Genomic DNA, 16,418 nt, shown 5'->3' with positions numbered 1-16,418 from the left:
TTTTGGTTACTTTTGGGGCTCTTTTCCAAAAGTGACCCGCTGTAAAAGCGGAACCCATAGCAGCCGTTACTGCAGAAACGGATATGTACTCGTTCCAATCCAGCATCCTGGTCGGCCCAGAGGCCGCCATCGGGGGCAAGCCCCCTCCCACATTTGGACCTCGGAGTGTCAGGTAGAACCGCGTCGGCTGTCCGGCCGTCACAGGGGCAAGCCCCTCCCACATTTGGACCTCGGAGTGTCAGGTAGAACTGCGTCGGCTGTCCGGCCGTCACAGGGGCAAGCCCCTCCCACATTTGGACCTCGGCGTGTCAGGTAGAACCGCGTCGGCTGTCCGGCCGTCACAGGGGCAAGCCCCCCTCCCACATCTTGGATCGGCGTAAGGCTGCTAGTCTTTTTTCAGCTTTGGATTGGGGAAGAACTGCACCGCTTGCACCTTAGGGTCGGCCGGCGCTTTCAAGGCCGAGGTATTGACCCGCGTACCCAGCTCCCTGGGCACTGACAGCCCCTGGTCATTGAGCGTATCGGTATAGCCGCAGGCCACACATTCGCGGTGCGGCACGTCGTCTTCGGTCCACATCTTCAGCTTGTCCGGCTCGCTGCACGCCGGGCAGACCGCCCCGGCGATGAATTGCTTTTTGGTAATCACAGGCCCTTCACTCATGCTGCCGCGTCCTCACTCAGGCCGCTGTGGCGCAAGAGTGCGTCAATCGACGGCGCCCGTCCGCGGAAGTCGACGAACAACACCATCGGTTCCTGGGAACCGCCCCGTGCGAGAATCGCTTCCCGGAAGGCGCGGCCGGTCTGGGCATTGAGCACGCCGTCTTCTTCGAACTTGGAGAAGGCATCCGCCGAGAGCACTTCGGCCCACTTGTAGCTGTAGTAACCCGCCGCATAACCGCCGGCGAAGATATGCGCAAAGCTATTGGGGAAACGATTGTAGGCCGGCGGACGCATCACCGAGACCTCATCGCGCACACCTTCCAGCACCTGCGCCACACTGCGACCGTCGCCGTGGGTGGCGTGCAGTTCGAAGTCGAACATCGAGAACTCCAGCTGGCGCACCATCATCAGGCCGGACTGGAAATTCTTCGCCGCGAGCATTTTTTCCAGCAGGTCCTGGGGCAACGGTTCACCGGTTTCGTAATGACCGGAAATCAGCGCCAGGCCTTCAGGCTCCCAGCACCAGTTCTCCATGAACTGGCTCGGCAACTCCACCGCATCCCAGGCCACGCCGTTGATACCGGATACGCCGGCGTGTTCAACGCGGGTCAACAGGTGGTGCAGGCCATGGCCGAATTCGTGGAACAGGGTGGTGACTTCATCGTGGGTCAGCAGGGCAGGCTTGCCACTGTCGGCCGGGGTGAAGTTGCACACCAGGTTGGCCACCGGGCTTTGCAGCACGCCATCGACGGTGCGGCGGCGGTCGCGGGCGCCGTCCATCCAGGCACCGCCACGCTTGTTGGCGCGGGCATACAAGTCAAAGAAGAAGCGGCCGACGTGCTGGCCGTTTTCCTTGATCTCGAACAGGCGCACGTCCGGGTGCCAGGCGTCGAAACCTTTCTGCTCGGCGATTTCGATGCCATACAGGCGCTGCACAATGGCGAACAGGCCGCCAAGCACCTTGTCGATCGGGAAGTAGGCGCGCAGGGCTTCCTGGGACACGCTGTAGCGCTGCTCGCGCAGTTTTTCGCCGTAGAAACCGCTGTCCCAACTTTGCAGGTCGGCACAACCTTGTTCGGCGGCGTAGGCCTTGAGCTGCTGCAGGTCCTGGGTCGCGAACGGCTTGCTGCGCCGGGCCAGGTCGCGCAGGAAACTCAGCACCTGATCGCTCGACTCGGCCATTTTGGTGGCCAGGCTCAGTTCGGCAAACGACGCGTAGCCCAGCAATTGAGCCAGTTCCTGACGCAAGTCGAGGATCTGTTCCATCACCGGGCCGTTATCGTTCTGACCGGCATTCGGGCCCTGGTCCGACGCGCGGGTGCAGTAGGCCGCGTAGACTTCTTCACGCAGGGTACGGTCCTGGGCGTAGGTCATTACCGCGTAATAGCTCGGAAATTCGAGAGTGATCAGCCAGCCATCGAGACCTTTGGCCTGGGCGGCGGCGGCCATTTGCGCGTTGGCCGAATCGGTCAGGCCGGCGAGGGTGGCTTCGTCGCTGACGTGCCGGGTCCAGGCCTGGGTAGCGTCCAGCAACTGGTTGGAGAATTTGCTGCCCAGCTCCGACAGCTTGCTTTGCACTTCGGCGTAGCGCTTCTGCTGCTCGGGCGGCAAATCGATACCCGACAGGCGGAAGTCGCGCAGGGCGTGTTCCAGGATGGTTTTTTGCGCCACATCGAAACCAGCGGCCTCCGGGCTGTTGGCCAGGGCTTCGAAGGCCTGGAACAGTTCACGGTTCTGCCCCATCTCGGTGGAATAGGCGCTCAATGCCGGCAGGCACGCCTCATAGGCTTCGCGCAGCTCGGCGCTGTTACACACCGCATTGAGGTGGCTGACAGGGCTCCAGGCCGCGCCGAGGCGATCGTTGAGCTCGTCCATGGCCAGGACCAGACCCGCCCATGTCGGATTTTTGCCCTGGCTTTGCAGGATGTCTGCGATCGCTGCACGGTTGTCGGCCAGGATCTGTTCGATGGCCGGCTGGACATGCTCGGCACGGATCGCCGAGAACGGCGGCAGGTCGTAGGGCTGCAGAAGGGGGTTGTTCGCGCTCACGGTTGGCACCTTGGCTGAAGAAACAGATAAGACAAAGATGGGGCCATCTTAATTACAATCAACACCCACCGCAGCTATCAGTACAACAGAGAGAGGCTATCGTGACCCTTCGCACCTATCAGAATCACACGCCAACCCTGGGCACCGGGGCTTTTGTCGATGTTTCGGCGGTGGTGATCGGCGATGTCGAAATCGGCGCCGACAGCTCGGTCTGGCCATTGACGGTTATTCGCGGCGACATGCACCGTATCCGTATCGGTGCGCGCACCAGCGTGCAGGACGGCTGTGTCCTGCACATCACCCACGCCGGCCCGTTCAACCCGGACGGTTTCCCGCTGTTGATCGGTGACGACGTCACCATCGCTCACAAAGTCATGCTGCATGGCTGCACCGTGGGCAGCCGCATCCTGATTGGCATGGGCAGCATCGTCATGGACGGCGCAGTGGTGGAGGATGACGTGATCATTGGGGCCGGCAGTCTGGTGCCGCCGGGCAAGAAACTCGACAGCGGCTTTTTGTATGTCGGCAGTCCGGTTAAACAGGTCCGCCCACTGACCGACAAGGAGCGTGCCTTTTTCACCTACAGCGCGGCGAACTACGTGAAGCTCAAAGACCTGCACATCGCGCAAGGATTCGACCAATGACCCTGCACCACCAGACCGTGCTGTTCGACCTGGATGGCACCCTCACCGACCCGCGCGAGGGCATCACCCGGTCGATCCAGTACGCCCTCGGCAAACTGGGCATCGACGAGCCGGACCTGACCCGGCTCGAACACTTCATCGGCCCGCCGTTGCTGCAGGCGTTCATGCAGTTCTATGGCTTCGACGAGGCCAAGGCGTGGGAAGCGGTGAATTTCTATCGCGAGCGCTTCAAGGTCACCGGACTTTATGAAAACCAGATATTCGACGGCGTGATGCCCTTGCTGGAAGAACTGAACCGCCAGGGCCGCCAACTGTATGTGGCGACATCCAAGCCGTGGGAATTCGCCCGCGAGATCGCGCGGCATTTCGACTTTGCCAAGCACTTCAAGGTGATTTACGGCAGCGAGATGGATGGCACGCGCACCAACAAGGTCGAGCTGATCGCCCACCTAGTGCGTGAAGAAGGGCTGGACCCGGCCACCACCTTGATGATCGGTGATCGCAAGCATGACCTGATCGGCGCGCGCAGCAATGGGCTCGACTCGGCGGCGGTAGGCTATGGGTTTGGCAGCTTTGAAGAGCTGAATGCCGAAGCGCCGACCTGGCATTTTGAGACGTTGGCAGACATGCATCAGGCATTTTTGCAGCGGCCTTGAGGCCGCCATCGGGGGCAAGCCCCCTCCCACAATTGACCTGTGTACACCGCTCAAAATGTGGGAGGGGGCTTGCCCCCGATGAGGCCCTAAAGAGCAGCTTTCTCCAACTGCCTCAACACCGCCCTGCGCTGCTCCACCGGCAACCCTCCCAACTTCTCCACCGCCCCATAGAACTTCACCCAATCCCGTCCCTCCTGCGCAAACAACGCCGCAAACGCCGGCACCCACTGGTCGTACAGCCCGAACGGCAGCAGCCGCGCGTTGTTCATCGGCTGGTTGATCCACGCGTCGTAACGCTTGTCGCCGCCCCACTGGCTGTCGCGCAGTTGGCGGTACTCCCTGCGCAGGCGTTCGAACTGCGCGGCCTTGGCCTGGCGCATCACATCGGCCGCCAACGGCTGGGCGTAGAGGTTTTCCAGGCGTTTGCGGGTATCGAGTATCAACTGGGTAAACTGGTCGCGCTGCTGCAACGTCGCATCGCTCAGCGGCGCCAGGCCACGGGCGGCGCGCCATTGTCGCGTACCTTCCTGCTCGACAAAGCTGGCGAATGACTCATTGAATTCGGTGTCGTCCTTCACGTAGACGCGCTGATGCGCCAGCTCGTGGAAGATCAGCGTGGCCAAACGCTCATCGCCCCAGTTCATCATCGAACTGATGATCGGGTCGTTGAACCAGCCCAGCGTGGAATAGGCTTCGACGCCGCCAATCGCCACGTCCATGCCTTGTTGGCGCAGCAACGCCGCCTCGCCACGCGCCGCACCCTGGCTGTAATAGCCGCGGTAGGCCACGCAACCGGCGATGGGGAAGCAGTGGTTTTGCGCAGACAAAGAAAATTCCTGCGTGGCGAAGACATTCCACACCACATAGGGTCGACCAATATCGGCATACAGCCGGTAGCTTTGATTGTCGGGCAAGTGCAGCTGTTCGCTGGCGAACGCGCGGGCCTTCTGGGATTGAAGCAGATGCTCACGCAACGATTGAGGACGGGCCGGATCGGCGATGACCTCGGCCACCGGTTCCCGCGCCCGCAGCAGTTGCCACTGGCCACTTGCTAACTGGCCGTAGTAACTGACGCTGGAGCAGCCGCTGAGCAACATAACCATCAACCCTGGAAGAAAACGCCTGATCATGCCGCGACTGCTCCTGGGTAGTGGGTGCGCTTGAATTGAATTTGAATGTTCCGCGTGATGGCGTGTTTATACTCAAAATATCTTCTCGCGTTGAGTACCTGCCATGCGCCAGCTTTTGTATCCCGTCGCCGCCCTGTTGCTCAGCGCTTGCGCATCGACGCCGATCCCACCCGTGGACCCGCAGCAGGCCTGGGTGGATTTCACCACACCCACCCCGGGCGCCAAATTGGTCATGGCTCAGCGCCTGGACGGGAAAAACCTCGAAGACGGGCGCTATTTCCAAATGCCGCCCGGGGCCCACGAACTGATGGTGCGCTTCGACTTCGAAGTGCCCGCCGGTGGTGGGTTGGGGGGGCTCAGCCAGATGATGTACCGAACCTGCTTCATGACCTTGCAGTACGACCACTTCCAGGCCGGCCAGCGCTACGTACTGGAAGGGCGCTCACTGGCGTTCACGCCCAACATCCGCCTGTATGACTCGACGCGCCAGTTGCTGGCTGAAGAGCGCAGCGTGAACTGCATCTGATCAGTCGTTGTTCTTCTGGTAGAGGATGCGCTTGGTGCCGTTTTCGCACGTGCCGACGATCATGGCGCTGTCGTGATTCTTGGCTTCCTCGGCCGTGATGATTTCCAGGGTATAGGACGGGATCGCCTTGGCCTGGATGTTTACTTCGATTTCCTTGCGGAGCTCTTCGCAGTCTTTTGGCGCGGCCACAGCCGAAGTGGCCAATACGCCGCAGATGACCGCCAAAGCAAAACGTTTCATGTGTGTAGCTCCCTGAATGCATTGCGCACGGGTGTGCGTCTAGGCTGCATAGGCTATAGGACCACATTTAGGAAACACGAGTTCTTATTTAACGCAGAACAAAAAATGTGGGAGAGAGCTTGCTCCCGACAGCGGTGCATCAGTCATATATGCGTCGACTGACACTCTGCTATCCGGAGCAAGCCCCCTCCCACACGATCCTGGGGTTAGCTCACCAGCGTGGCATCCAGGGTGATGGTTGCGTTCAGCACTTTGGATACCGGGCACCCTTCCTTGGCCTTTTTGCTCAGTTCGTCGAACTGCGCCTGGCTGGCGCCCGGAATCTTGGCTTTAAGCACCAGATGCACAGCGGTAATCGCAAAACCGCCCTCGACCTGATCGAGCGTCACCTGGGCTTCGGTGTCGATGCTGTCAGCCTTAAGGCCTGCATCGCCGAGAATCATGGAAAACGCCATAGAGAAACAGCCGGCGTGGGCCGCACCGATCAGCTCTTCAGGGTTGGTACCCTTGCCGCCTTCGAAACGTGCCTTGAAGCCATAGGGCGCTTCGCGCAGCACGCCGGTCTCGGTGGAAATGGAACCCAGGCCGGTCTTCAGATCACCTTCCCAATGCGCGGATGCCTTTTTAACGATACTCATAGCTTTCTCCTCGAACGGTGGTTTTGCGTCGGTAAGGTTCTGAGGATAGACGCCATGGCAAAGTTCATCTTGTCGGAAAGACCTACCAAATAAGTAGGAAATTTCATAACTGCTATTGAATCTCGGGTATATGCCCTCATTGCATAGAACATGCACATGAAGCGGCAGGTTTTGGTTCGTCTAAGAAGCCTGCGCCCCTATTGGAGAAGCAGGCTATGAAATCGCTGTCCGACGTAAAGTTCTCGACCCTCGACCTGGTGCCCGTGCGCGCCAATGGCAGTGCGGCGCAATCGCTGCGCAATTCCCTGGACCTTGCCCAGCATGTGGAAAAGCTCGGCTATAACCGTTTCTGGGTGGCCGAACACCACAATATGGACGGTATCGCCAGCTCGGCCACGTCGGTGTTGCTCGGCTACCTGGCCGGTGGGACCTCGACTATCCGTGTCGGCTCCGGCGGGGTGATGCTGCCCAACCACGCGCCGCTGGTGATCGCCGAGCAGTTCGGCACCCTGGAGAGCCTGTACCCTGGCCGTATCGACCTGGGCCTTGGCCGTGCGCCCGGTTCCGACCAGATGACCGCCCGCGCCCTGCGCCGTGAACGCTCCGGCAGCGCGGACGACTTCCCGCAAGACGTGGCCGAGCTGATGGCCTACCTCGGACCGCGCACGCCCGATCAGCGAGTGATCGCGGTACCGGGCACCGGCACCAACGTGCCGGTATGGTTGCTGGGCTCGAGCCTGTTCAGCGCGCAATTGGCCGGTGAACGTGGCTTGCCCTACGCCTTCGCCTCACATTTCGCACCGCGCCTGATGCATGAAGCGATTCGGGTGTACCGCAATCACTTCACGCCGTCGGCCGTGCTGGACAAGCCCTACGTGATGCTCGGCATTCCGCTGGTCGCCGCTGACACCGATGAACAGGCCGACTACCTGGCCACCTCGGTGTACCAGCGCATTCTCGCGCTGATGCGTGGGCAAAGCCTGGTGCAGCGCCCGCCGGTGAAAAGCATGGACGGCCTGTGGCTGCCCCACGAGAAAGAGGCGGTGGGCAGTTTCCTCGGCCTGGCGATGGTGGGCAGCCCGGCGAAAATCCGCGCCAAACTGCAGGTGCTGATCGAACAGACCGGCGCCGACGAACTGATCTTTACCTGCGACCTGTATGAGCATGCCGATCGGATTCATTCCTACGAGCTGCTGGCGCAGGTGATGAAGGGCTAAACCCCCAGACGAAAAAAAACCGACGCGCCTGCGTCGGTTTTTCAGGTCTGCAACACGGGATTAACCGCGCTTGTAGACGATTTCCTTGGTGCCGCCTTCGCAACTGCCAATCACTTGGCCATCGGCGGCAGCGCCTTTGTCCACAACATCCAGCGAATAGTGCTGAACGCCCTTGGCATCAAGCTTTGCCGTGAGGTCGCTTTTCAGCTCGTCACAAGGTTTGCCCGCCGCCAGGGCCGTACCTGCAATGCTCAACAAACCTACCGCCAACAAGAACTTCTTCATCCGATACTTTCCTTGCGCTGGTCGAAAAGAGCATGCCGACGCTTAAGGCGTCGGCATGCATTGGGTGTAGCGCAGGTTATGGCAATCGGCCAGCGATCAAAGTTCCACGCGCCCGATCAACTAGTGGCAATTCGGAATCCCACCTTGAGAGTGACCTGATAGTGCGCGACCTTGCCATTCTCGATATGCCCACGTGTTTCAGTCACTTCAAACCACTCCAGATGCTTGAGGCTTTTGCTGGCTTCGGCCAGGGCATTCTGGATCGCATCTTCGATGGTGGTGGTGGATGAGCCGACCAATTCGACTTTCTTGTAGGTGTGATGTTCACTCATGGCATTTCTCCTAGGGTCGTCAATCAAGACTAGCAGTGAATATTCGTACTGCTTGAGGCGACCGCTTGGCTACGAAAGTTCAGATTTAATGCACTTTCTGAAACGGCCGCAGTCGGTATCTACACACGCCACTCAATCACTTCAGGAGATGTCCACATGGCCAACACTTCTTTACGCAAAGCGTCGCTGGAAAGCATGGAAGCCGAGATTTCGAGCCTGCTCAAATCCCTCGAGAGCCTCAAGGACGACGCATCCGATGAGTCGCGCAAAACGCTGAAGGCCCTCAAAAGCAATGCCGAGAATGCCCTCAAGCACTCTCGCCACCTGATCAGCGATGCCTACGAAGAAAGCAAAGTCAAAATCCGCGAAACCGGCGTTGCCACTCGCGACTACGCACAAGAGCACCCATGGACCACAGCCGGCGTCGCTGTCGGTGCACTGGGTCTGCTGGCGGCTTACCTGCTGTGCAAGCGCGGCGACTAAACGATTTGGCGCGCCAGCTCAGCCTTGAGCCACTGCGCCAATTGCCCGGCGCGCCCATCTGCGGCGCGCTTGGGTAGCCACAACGCCAGGTGCGCCGGAGTTTCACTGAAGCCCCACGGCGCTACCAGCCGACCCGCTCGCAGGTCCTCTGCCACCAGCGGTTGTGGCGCAATCGCCACGCCCAGGCCCGCCACGGCTGCCTCCAGCAAATAATACAAATGTTCAAAACCCTGGCCGAATTTCAGCGCGCCGGGCTCGATCCCGTGTTGCTGCGCCCAGCTGGGCCAGGCCTGCGGGCGCGATGTGGTGTGTAACAAAGGCTCGCCACGCAAGGCCTGGGCGGGTGCCTGGCGCAGGCGCTCGTAACCGGCGAATCGTGGACTCATGACCGCGCCGATGCGCTCGCTGGCCAGCTCATACACCTGCATATCCGCCGGCCACGGTGGCTCGGCGAATACCAGCAAGGCATCAAGGCCGGGGCGCCTGGGGTCGAGATCGCCGTCACCCGCCGACAGGTGCAGACGCAAGTCCGGCAAGTCGGCATTCAAGCGCCCCAGACGCGGGATCAACCAGCGGGCCAGCAGGCTGCCCGAGCATCCCAGTACAAACGGTGCGTCGGCGCTGCGCTGGGTGAGTTCGGCACACACATCGCGCAGACGCTCGAACGCCTCGGCGCTGGCGTCGCGCAACCTTGCCCCCGCATCTGTGAGTTTAAGGCCGCGCCCGTCTTTGACGAACAGGCTGACCCCCAAGTGTTCTTCCAGCACTTTCAACTGGCGACTGACTGCGCCATGGGTGACATGCAATTGCTCCGCAGCTTGGCTGACGCTGCTGAGACGGGCGGTGGCCTCAAACGCGCGCAGCGCATTGAGCGGCGGAAGATCTCGACTCATATGTGAGTTTTCCTGACAGGTTGCGGCGATCTTATCGGTTTTCAGCCCGCAGCGGCAGGGGTAGAGTGGTCCTCATTGTTTTCCACACCCCTTCATTCCTGGAGCGTCCCATGACTCAGTCCCAGACCGACCTGCGCAACGGCCCTGACGTCAACGGCCTGTTTGGCGCGTTCGGCGGCCGCTACGTCGCTGAAACCCTGATGCCGTTGATCCTCGAGCTGGCCCGTGAATACGAAGCAGCCAAGATCGATCCGGCGTTCAACGAAGAATTGGCCTACTTCCAGCGCGATTACGTCGGACGCCCAAGCCCGCTGTACTTCGCTGAACGCCTGACCGAGTTCTGCGGCGGCGCCAAGATCTACCTCAAGCGCGAAGAGCTGAACCATACCGGGGCGCACAAGATCAACAATTGCATCGGCCAGATCCTGCTGGCTCGACGCATGGGCAAGAAGCGCATCATCGCCGAGACCGGCGCCGGCATGCACGGCGTGGCCACTGCCACCGTCGCCGCGCGCTTTGGCCTGCAATGCGTGATCTACATGGGCACCACCGACATCGAACGCCAACAGGCCAACGTGTTTCGCATGAAGCTGCTGGGCGCTGAAGTGATCCCGGTGGTCGCCGGCACCGGTACCCTGAAAGACGCAATGAACGAAGCCCTGCGTGACTGGGTCACCAATGTCGACAGCACCTTCTACCTGATCGGCACCGTGGCCGGCCCGCACCCGTACCCGGCCATGGTGCGCGATTTCCAGGCCGTGATCGGCAAGGAAACCCGCGACCAATTGCAAGCCCAGGAAGGCCGCCTGCCGGACAGCCTGGTGGCGTGCATCGGCGGCGGCTCCAATGCGATGGGCTTGTTCCACCCGTTCCTGGATGACACCAGCGTCGAAATCATCGGCGTTGAAGCAGCCGGCCATGGCATCGAAACCGGCAAGCATGCCGCCAGCCTCAATGGCGGGGTACCCGGTGTATTGCACGGCAACCGCACCTTCCTGCTGCAGGACGATGACGGCCAGATCATCGACGCGCACTCGATCTCCGCAGGCCTGGACTACCCCGGCATCGGCCCTGAACACGCCTGGTTGCACGACATCGGCCGCGTCCAGTACACCTCGGTGACCGACGATGAAGCCCTCGACGCCTTCCACAAATGCTGCCGCCTGGAAGGGATCATTCCAGCACTGGAAAGCGCACACGCCCTGGCTGAAGTCTTCAAACGCGCACCGACCCTGCCCAAGGACCACCTGATGGTGATCAACCTGTCCGGCCGGGGCGACAAAGACATGCAGACCGTCATGCACCATATGGAACAGTCCCAGCAGGAGAAACATTGATGAGCCGCCTGCAAACGCGCTTCGCGCAACTCAAAGAGCAGAACCGCGCCGCCCTGGTGACCTTCGTCACCGCCGGCGACCCGGGTTATGACGCCTCGCTGGCGATCCTCAAAGGCCTGCCCGCTGCCGGAGCCGACGTGATCGAGCTGGGCATGCCCTTCACCGACCCGATGGCCGATGGCCCGGCCATCCAATTGGCCAACATCCGTGCGCTGGAGGCCAAGCAGAACCTGGCGAAAACCCTGCAGATGGTTCGCGAGTTCCGCAAAGACAACAACGACACGCCGCTGGTGTTGATGGGCTACTTCAACCCGATCCACAAGTACGGTGTGCCGCAATTCATCACCGATGCCAAGGCAGCTGGCGTAGACGGCCTGATCGTGGTGGACATGCCGCCTGAACATAACGGCGAACTGTGCGATCCGGCCCAGGCGGCGGGTATCGACTTTATCCGCCTGACCACGCCGACCACCGACGACGTACGCCTGCCGACGGTGCTCAACGGCAGCTCCGGCTTTGTGTACTACGTGTCGGTGGCGGGTGTGACCGGTGCCGGCGCGGCCACCCTGGAGCACGTCGAAGAAGCCGTGAATCGCCTGCGTCGCCACACCGACCTGCCGATCAGCATCGGCTTCGGCATCCGTACGCCGGAGCAAGCGGCGGCCATTGCGCGCCTGGCGGACGGGGTGGTGGTGGGGTCTGCGCTGATCGATCACATCGCCAGCGCCGGCAGCGACCAGCAAGCGATCGATGGTGTATTGAGCCATTGCGCAGCGCTATCGGAAGGCGTGCGTAACGCTCGTCGGTAAGCGCGCCTGTCTGGATTCTTGCGCTAGGCTTGTGGGGTGACATGCAGTCATCCCACAAGCACTTCATGCGTCTTGTCGTCTAACCGCCTCCGCAAGCCCCCCGCAGTTCTTGCCTCTCGGTTGTTAAGTTAGCTGCATCAGAAGTCATCCTTGGCTCTTAAGGAGTACATCATGGCATTTGATCTCATCACGTCTTCAGACCCCCGTCATTCCACCTTGCAAAAAGGCTTCAACCTGCGCTGGCCATTGGGCAACCAGCAGGGCGAGTCGTCGCCCAATGGCGCCAATCGCATCTACCTCTGCCACAGTCCCCAGGACATCGTCGACGCCGCCGCCGAGGCGCTGGCCGTCACCGATGGGCGTATCACGGTTCGAAGCGGTGGTCACTGTTACGAAGGTTTCGTCTCCAACAAGATGCCCGGCAACGGCGACGAGGTGTTATCGATCCTGGATATCAGCCCTCTGAACCAAGTGGTCTACGCTGCCGATGGGCAAATCGCTTCCCAGCTGGTGCCGGCGCGGCCCGAGCGCTACGGTTTTCGCCTGGAGGCGGGTGCGCAGAACTGGGACGCCTACGTCAGGTTGTACAAGCTGGCCAATAAAACACTGCCGGGGGGCTCATGCTATTCGGTCGGGCTGGGCGGGCATATCTGCGGGGGCGGCTATGGGTTGTTGTCACGCAAGCATGGCCTGGTGTGCGATTGGCTGCACGGTGTGGATATGTTGGTGCCCAATGCACAGGGAACCGGCCTGACACCTGTGCATGTCTCGCGAGACAGCACAGACCCTGACGAGCTCGACCTCTTCGCGGCGTGCTGCGGCGCAGGCGGTGGTCAATTCGGCATCATCACCAGCTACTACTTCAAGGCACTGCCCGAGGCGCCGAAGGAAGTGCTATGGCTGGTGCTGGAATGGGATTGGTCGCTGCTGACCGATAAGTCCAGGCTCGACAACCTGCTTATCGCCTATCAAAACTGGTTCGCCGTTAACCAACGCAATCCCGACACCTGGGGGTTGGCCACCAAACTGGAAATGCGCCATCTGCACACCGGTAATGTGACCCTGGGCATCCACTACGTCGATCGGGACGGAGGGCTGGAGGACCAGGCGCCCTTCGTGGATTTCGTCGCAAAAATGCTCGCGGCCATTGGCCTGCCCGCGACGGAATGCCTGGTGCCGTTTTACGTTGTGCATATGCCAAGCGGCGGCGCCAGCGGACGCACCATCAGTGCATTGCCAGACGCATTAGCGGCCACGCGGCGCCTGGATTGGCTGGTGTGCCAGCAAACCTTGAATGGTTCAGGGGACAATCTGCGAGGGCGCTACAAGTCGGCCTATCAGAAGGGTGAATTCACCCCTCAGGTGCTCCAGGCGATCTGGGACACGCTGCACCTGGACGCCCCCGAGGAACACTTGACCCAGAGCCTGATACAAATCCAGTCGTTTGGCGGGCGCATCAATGAGCCCTCACCGGCGGTGCGCAAGGAGTCGTCGGTTTCGCAACGCTCCTCCTATCTGAGGTGGCAGCCCCAATGTTATTGGCACGATGCCAGCGAGGCGGCGGATCAGGCCCACGCCCGATGGATTCAGGGACTGTTTTTCCAAGCGTTCGTCAATGACCAGGGAGTACCGATCAATGACCAGTTCGAGGGCTGCTATATCAACTATCCGGACCTCGACATGACCCACGTCGGCGGTGATCCGGCCAACCCTAAAAACCCCTTTTGGTACAAGATTTTCTGCCCCGAGACGCCGATAGAAAGTCGCCTGCGCCGCACCAAGCGGCATTGGGACCCGCACAATGTGTTCCGTAACGAGATGTCCGTGCCGTAGACAAATAAAAAAAGGCGACCTTACGGTCGCCTGATTTCACAGCTCAATGCGCTCGACCTTGCCCACCAGCAACACGTAGGAAAGCGCGCCAAGCAACGCCAGCACTGCGATATAGGTAATCGCCGGCGCAAACGAATCACCGCTGGCGAGAAAACCAATCACGATCGGCGTGGCAATGGCTGACAAGTTGCCGATGAAGTTGAACACGCCACCGGTCAGCCCCAGCAAGCGCGCAGGCGCCAGCGTGGACACCAGCGACCAGGTGATCGATGCCAGGCCATTGCCGAAAAACGCCACCGCCAGGAACGCAATCACCCAGGCGGTGGAGTCCACGTAGTTGGCGCCGATGATCGCGGTGGAAATCAGCAGCCCGCCAATGATCGGCAACTTGCGCGCAAAGCCCACCGACGCGCCCCGGCGGATCAGCCAGTCGGAAAAAATCCCGGAGCACAGGACACCGACGAACGCCGCCAGAAACGGCAGTGAGGCGAGCAGACCGGACTTGATGAAATCCATGCCGCGATACTTCACCAGGTAGGTCGGGAACCAGGTCAGGAAAAACCACAGGGTGGAGTTCAGGCAGAACTGCCCCAGGTAGATGCCCCACAATTTGCGCTTGCTCAGCACAATGCCCAGGTCAACCCAGCTGAACGGCGCCTTGGCCGTGTGTGCCTGCATATCCACCAGGCCACCGCCGTCACGGATCAGCTGGATTTCCGCCGCGTTGGCGCCTTTGAAATCCTTGGGCTCGCGGTACACCGCGTACCAGATCACCGCCCATAAAATGCCGACGCCACCGGTGGCGACGAACACCATGTGCCAGCCGAACGCATGCTGCAGCCACGCCAGCACGGGGGTGAGAAACGCCAGCCCGACGAACTGCCCGGAGGTGTAGACGCCAATCGCCGTGGCGCGCTCACGCTCGGGAAACCAGGTGGTCACGACCCGGCTGTTGATCGGATAAGCCGGGGCTTCCAGGGCGCCGACAGCCATGCGCAACACGAACAATGCGATGAAGCTTGCGGCAAAGCCAAGCATGACGGTGGCGATGGACCACAACAGCAGGGCGACGGTGTAGAGAATGCGCGGGGGCACACGGTCGACCAACCAGCCGCCAGGGATCTGCATCGCGGCATAGGTCCAGCCGAACGCCGAGAAAATCAGCCCGACATGGACCGGGTCGATGCCCAGCTCGCTGGTCAGCGCGGGAGCGGCAATCGACAGGTTGCTGCGGTCGAGGTAGTTGATCACCACGGTGATGAACAGCAGCACCATGATGAAGAAGCGCTTTCGGCTGGGCGTGACTAAAGAAGCCTGTCCGGTGAGGGGTTCAGGGTGCATGGGGAAGTGCCTCTTTTTATGTTTATTGAGGTCTGAAAAACTGAGCTGTCTGAAAAAACCGAATCAAATGTGGGAGGGGGCTTGCCCCCGATTGCGGTGTGTCATCCACTGATGTACTGGCTGTTCCACCGCCATCGGGGGCAAGCCCCCTCCCACATTTTTGACCACATTTTAGCCAGTCAACATCACCACTCGGCGAAACTGCCGTCGGCATGGCGCCAGATCGGGTTGCGCCAGCGATGGCCGATGGCCGCGCGCTCGACCACGTATTCCTCGTTGATCTCGATGCCCAGGCCCGGCCCGTTGGGGATCTTCACGAAGCCCTGGTCATAATCGAACACGCCCGGGTCGCGCACGTAGTCGAGCAGGTCGTTGCTCTCGTTGTAGTGAATGCCCAGGCTTTGTTCCTGGATAAACGCGTTGTAGCACACCGCATCCAATTGCAGGCAGGCCGCCAGCGCAATCGGGCCCAGCGGGCAGTGCAGGGCCAGGGCCACGTCATAGGCTTCGGCCATGTTGGCGATCTTGCGGGTTTCGGTGATGCCGCCGGCGTGGGACGCATCCGGCTGAATGATGTCGACATAACCTTCACTGAGCACTCGCTTGAAATCCCAGCGCGAGAACAACCGCTCGCCCAGGGCAATCGGGGTGCTGGTCAGCGGTGCCAGTTCCTTGAGGGCCTCGTAGTTTTCGCTGAGCACCGGCTCTTCGATGAACATCAGCTTGTACGGGTCCAGTTCCTTCATCAGGACCTTGGCCATGGGCTTGTGCACGCGACCATGAAAATCGACGCCAATGCCGACGTTAGGTCCGACCGCATCACGCACGGCAGCGACGTTGGCCAGGGCCAGGTCGACCTTTTCGAAGCTGTCGACAAACTGCAGCTCTTCGGTGCCGTTCATTTTCACCGCAGTGAAGCCACGGGCCACGGCCTCTTTGGCGGCGCGGGCGGTGTCGGCGGGGCGGTCGCCACCAATCCATGAATACACGCGGATCTTGTCACGCACCTGGCCGCCCAGCAGGTCGCTGACGGACACGCCCAGGGCCTTGCCCTTGATGTCCCACAACGCCTGGTCGATACCGGCGAGGGCGCTCATGTGCACAGCGCCACCGCGGTAGAAACCGCCGCGATAGAGCACAGTCCAGATGTCTTCGATATTGCGTGGGTCTTTACCGATCAGGTAGTCGGACAATTCTTCGACGGCAGCGGCCACGGTGTGGGCGCGACCTTCAACCACGGGCTCACCCCAGCCGGTGACGCCCTGGTCGGTTTCGACTTTGAGGAAGCACCAGCGCGGCGGGACGATGAAGGTCGTCAGTTTGGTGATTTTCATCTGTTGTCTCT

18 protein-coding genes are annotated in these 16,418 nt (G+C 60.9%); 8 read left to right on the top strand and 10 right to left on the bottom strand.

Annotation, left to right across the window (positions count from 1 at the left end):
• Nucleotides 1-385: 385 nt before the first annotated feature.
• Together CIB54_RS04900 and prlC are read right to left on the bottom strand one after the other, a co-directional pair.
• The gene (locus tag CIB54_RS04900; RefSeq protein ID WP_065953379.1) at nucleotides 386-661 is read right to left on the bottom strand and encodes a YheV family putative zinc ribbon protein; all 276 of its coding nucleotides are present in this window, start codon (nucleotides 659-661) and stop codon (nucleotides 386-388) included.
• Nucleotides 658-2,709 carry an oligopeptidase A gene (gene prlC / locus CIB54_RS04895; RefSeq protein WP_101218839.1) on the bottom strand — a complete coding sequence of 684 codons (2,052 nt, stop codon included), beginning with the start codon at nucleotides 2,707-2,709 and terminating at the stop codon, nucleotides 658-660. Before prlC ends, CIB54_RS04900 begins: the two co-directional genes overlap by 4 nt.
• 101 nt (nucleotides 2,710-2,810) lie before the next feature.
• Here prlC and CIB54_RS04890 point away from each other — a divergent pair, with 101 nt between their 5' ends.
• Both CIB54_RS04890 and CIB54_RS04885 read left to right on the top strand, forming a co-directional pair.
• Nucleotides 2,811-3,353, top strand: coding sequence for a gamma carbonic anhydrase family protein (locus tag CIB54_RS04890; protein WP_065886751.1), 543 nt, complete (start codon nucleotides 2,811-2,813; stop codon nucleotides 3,351-3,353).
• Nucleotides 3,350-4,009: an HAD family hydrolase gene (locus tag CIB54_RS04885; RefSeq protein WP_101218837.1), complete on the top strand. Its 660-nt coding sequence runs from the start codon at nucleotides 3,350-3,352 to the stop codon at nucleotides 4,007-4,009. Before CIB54_RS04890 ends, CIB54_RS04885 begins: the two co-directional genes overlap by 4 nt.
• 86 nt (nucleotides 4,010-4,095) lie before the next feature.
• Here CIB54_RS04885 and CIB54_RS04880 read toward each other — a convergent pair whose 3' ends face one another.
• Nucleotides 4,096-5,139: an aminopeptidase gene (locus CIB54_RS04880; protein WP_101218835.1), complete on the bottom strand. Its 1,044-nt coding sequence runs from the start codon at nucleotides 5,137-5,139 to the stop codon at nucleotides 4,096-4,098.
• Between the two features lie 103 nt (nucleotides 5,140-5,242).
• On the opposite strand from CIB54_RS04880, the gene CIB54_RS04875 reads away from it, so the two are divergent.
• Nucleotides 5,243-5,665, top strand: coding sequence for a PA0061/PA0062 family lipoprotein (locus CIB54_RS04875; RefSeq protein ID WP_065953375.1), 423 nt, complete (start codon nucleotides 5,243-5,245; stop codon nucleotides 5,663-5,665).
• On the opposite strand, the gene CIB54_RS04870 is transcribed toward CIB54_RS04875, so the two are convergent.
• A complete protein-coding gene (locus CIB54_RS04870; protein ID WP_065953374.1) occupies nucleotides 5,666-5,905 on the bottom strand; it encodes a DUF1161 domain-containing protein in 240 nt (79 codons plus the stop codon). It abuts the gene before it with no gap.
• A 206-nt stretch (nucleotides 5,906-6,111) separates the two neighbouring features.
• On the bottom strand, nucleotides 6,112-6,543 hold the full coding sequence (locus CIB54_RS04865) for an OsmC family protein (RefSeq protein ID WP_065953373.1): 432 nt from the start codon (nucleotides 6,541-6,543) through the stop codon (nucleotides 6,112-6,114).
• Between the two features lie 215 nt (nucleotides 6,544-6,758).
• Here CIB54_RS04865 and CIB54_RS04860 point away from each other — a divergent pair, with 215 nt between their 5' ends.
• On the top strand, nucleotides 6,759-7,760 hold the full coding sequence (locus tag CIB54_RS04860) for an LLM class flavin-dependent oxidoreductase (RefSeq protein WP_065953372.1): 1,002 nt from the start codon (nucleotides 6,759-6,761) through the stop codon (nucleotides 7,758-7,760).
• Between the two features lie 60 nt (nucleotides 7,761-7,820).
• On the opposite strand, the gene CIB54_RS04855 is transcribed toward CIB54_RS04860, so the two are convergent.
• Nucleotides 7,821-8,045 carry a DUF1161 domain-containing protein gene (locus tag CIB54_RS04855; RefSeq protein WP_101218833.1) on the bottom strand — a complete coding sequence of 75 codons (225 nt, stop codon included), beginning with the start codon at nucleotides 8,043-8,045 and terminating at the stop codon, nucleotides 7,821-7,823.
• Between the two features lie 116 nt (nucleotides 8,046-8,161).
• Nucleotides 8,162-8,377, bottom strand: a complete 216-nt coding sequence (locus tag CIB54_RS04850; RefSeq protein WP_065953370.1) for a dodecin — start codon at nucleotides 8,375-8,377, stop codon at nucleotides 8,162-8,164.
• 156 nt (nucleotides 8,378-8,533) lie between these two features.
• Here CIB54_RS04850 and CIB54_RS04845 point away from each other — a divergent pair, with 156 nt between their 5' ends.
• Nucleotides 8,534-8,860, top strand: a complete 327-nt coding sequence (locus CIB54_RS04845) for an ElaB/YgaM/YqjD family protein (protein ID WP_003170746.1) — start codon at nucleotides 8,534-8,536, stop codon at nucleotides 8,858-8,860.
• Here CIB54_RS04845 and CIB54_RS04840 read toward each other — a convergent pair.
• Entirely contained in the window at nucleotides 8,857-9,753 is an 897-nt protein-coding gene (locus CIB54_RS04840) for a LysR family transcriptional regulator (protein WP_065953369.1), read from the bottom strand. The two genes, CIB54_RS04845 and CIB54_RS04840, sit on opposite strands and share 4 nt — an antisense overlap.
• Nucleotides 9,754-9,863: 110 nt before the next feature.
• On the opposite strand from CIB54_RS04840, the gene trpB reads away from it, so the two are divergent.
• The 3 genes from trpB (at nucleotide 9,864) to CIB54_RS04825 (ending at nucleotide 13,732) form a co-directional block, all read left to right on the top strand.
• On the top strand, nucleotides 9,864-11,090 hold the full coding sequence (gene trpB / locus CIB54_RS04835; protein ID WP_065953368.1) for a tryptophan synthase subunit beta: 1,227 nt from the start codon (nucleotides 9,864-9,866) through the stop codon (nucleotides 11,088-11,090).
• The gene (gene trpA, locus CIB54_RS04830; protein WP_065953367.1) at nucleotides 11,090-11,899 is read left to right on the top strand and encodes a tryptophan synthase subunit alpha; all 810 of its coding nucleotides are present in this window, start codon (nucleotides 11,090-11,092) and stop codon (nucleotides 11,897-11,899) included. The genes trpB and trpA overlap by 1 nt, the downstream gene beginning before the upstream one ends.
• Nucleotides 11,900-12,070: 171 nt before the next feature.
• Nucleotides 12,071-13,732, top strand: a complete 1,662-nt coding sequence (locus CIB54_RS04825; RefSeq protein WP_101218831.1) for an FAD-binding oxidoreductase — start codon at nucleotides 12,071-12,073, stop codon at nucleotides 13,730-13,732.
• A 36-nt stretch (nucleotides 13,733-13,768) separates the two neighbouring features.
• On the opposite strand, the gene CIB54_RS04820 is transcribed toward CIB54_RS04825, so the two are convergent.
• Both CIB54_RS04820 and dgoD read right to left on the bottom strand, forming a co-directional pair.
• A complete protein-coding gene (locus tag CIB54_RS04820; RefSeq protein WP_101218829.1) occupies nucleotides 13,769-15,073 on the bottom strand; it encodes an MFS transporter in 1,305 nt (434 codons plus the stop codon).
• 185 nt (nucleotides 15,074-15,258) lie between these two features.
• Nucleotides 15,259-16,407, bottom strand: a complete 1,149-nt coding sequence (gene dgoD, locus CIB54_RS04815; protein WP_003187297.1) for a galactonate dehydratase — start codon at nucleotides 16,405-16,407, stop codon at nucleotides 15,259-15,261.
• Nucleotides 16,408-16,418 lie beyond the last annotated feature (11 nt).

Origin of the sequence: Pseudomonas fluorescens, from assembly GCF_002837185.1 — a bacterium.
Classification (GTDB): domain Bacteria; phylum Pseudomonadota; class Gammaproteobacteria; order Pseudomonadales; family Pseudomonadaceae; genus Aquipseudomonas; species Aquipseudomonas fluorescens_AM.
The sequence above is the reverse complement of the archived record's forward strand: the minus strand, read 5'-3'. Positions and strand labels throughout refer to the sequence as shown.

Coding starts and splice junctions, on each gene's coding strand:
- CIB54_RS04880 (WP_101218835.1), bottom strand. CDS start 5,139: ATGATCAGGCGTTTTCTTCCAGGGTTGATGGTTATGTTGCTCAGCGGC.
- trpB (WP_065953368.1), top strand. CDS start 9,864: ATGACTCAGTCCCAGACCGACCTGCGCAACGGCCCTGACGTCAACGGC.
- CIB54_RS04900 (WP_065953379.1), bottom strand. CDS start 661: ATGAGTGAAGGGCCTGTGATTACCAAAAAGCAATTCATCGCCGGGGCG.
- CIB54_RS04850 (WP_065953370.1), bottom strand. CDS start 8,377: ATGAGTGAACATCACACCTACAAGAAAGTCGAATTGGTCGGCTCATCC.
- CIB54_RS04845 (WP_003170746.1), top strand. CDS start 8,534: ATGGCCAACACTTCTTTACGCAAAGCGTCGCTGGAAAGCATGGAAGCC.
- CIB54_RS04855 (WP_101218833.1), bottom strand. CDS start 8,045: ATGAAGAAGTTCTTGTTGGCGGTAGGTTTGTTGAGCATTGCAGGTACG.
- CIB54_RS04825 (WP_101218831.1), top strand. CDS start 12,071: ATGGCATTTGATCTCATCACGTCTTCAGACCCCCGTCATTCCACCTTG.
- dgoD (WP_003187297.1), bottom strand. CDS start 16,407: ATGAAAATCACCAAACTGACGACCTTCATCGTCCCGCCGCGCTGGTGC.
- CIB54_RS04820 (WP_101218829.1), bottom strand. CDS start 15,073: ATGCACCCTGAACCCCTCACCGGACAGGCTTCTTTAGTCACGCCCAGC.
- CIB54_RS04860 (WP_065953372.1), top strand. CDS start 6,759: ATGAAATCGCTGTCCGACGTAAAGTTCTCGACCCTCGACCTGGTGCCC.
- CIB54_RS04875 (WP_065953375.1), top strand. CDS start 5,243: ATGCGCCAGCTTTTGTATCCCGTCGCCGCCCTGTTGCTCAGCGCTTGC.
- CIB54_RS04885 (WP_101218837.1), top strand. CDS start 3,350: ATGACCCTGCACCACCAGACCGTGCTGTTCGACCTGGATGGCACCCTC.
- CIB54_RS04870 (WP_065953374.1), bottom strand. CDS start 5,905: ATGAAACGTTTTGCTTTGGCGGTCATCTGCGGCGTATTGGCCACTTCG.
- trpA (WP_065953367.1), top strand. CDS start 11,090: ATGAGCCGCCTGCAAACGCGCTTCGCGCAACTCAAAGAGCAGAACCGC.
- CIB54_RS04865 (WP_065953373.1), bottom strand. CDS start 6,543: ATGAGTATCGTTAAAAAGGCATCCGCGCATTGGGAAGGTGATCTGAAG.
- CIB54_RS04840 (WP_065953369.1), bottom strand. CDS start 9,753: ATGAGTCGAGATCTTCCGCCGCTCAATGCGCTGCGCGCGTTTGAGGCC.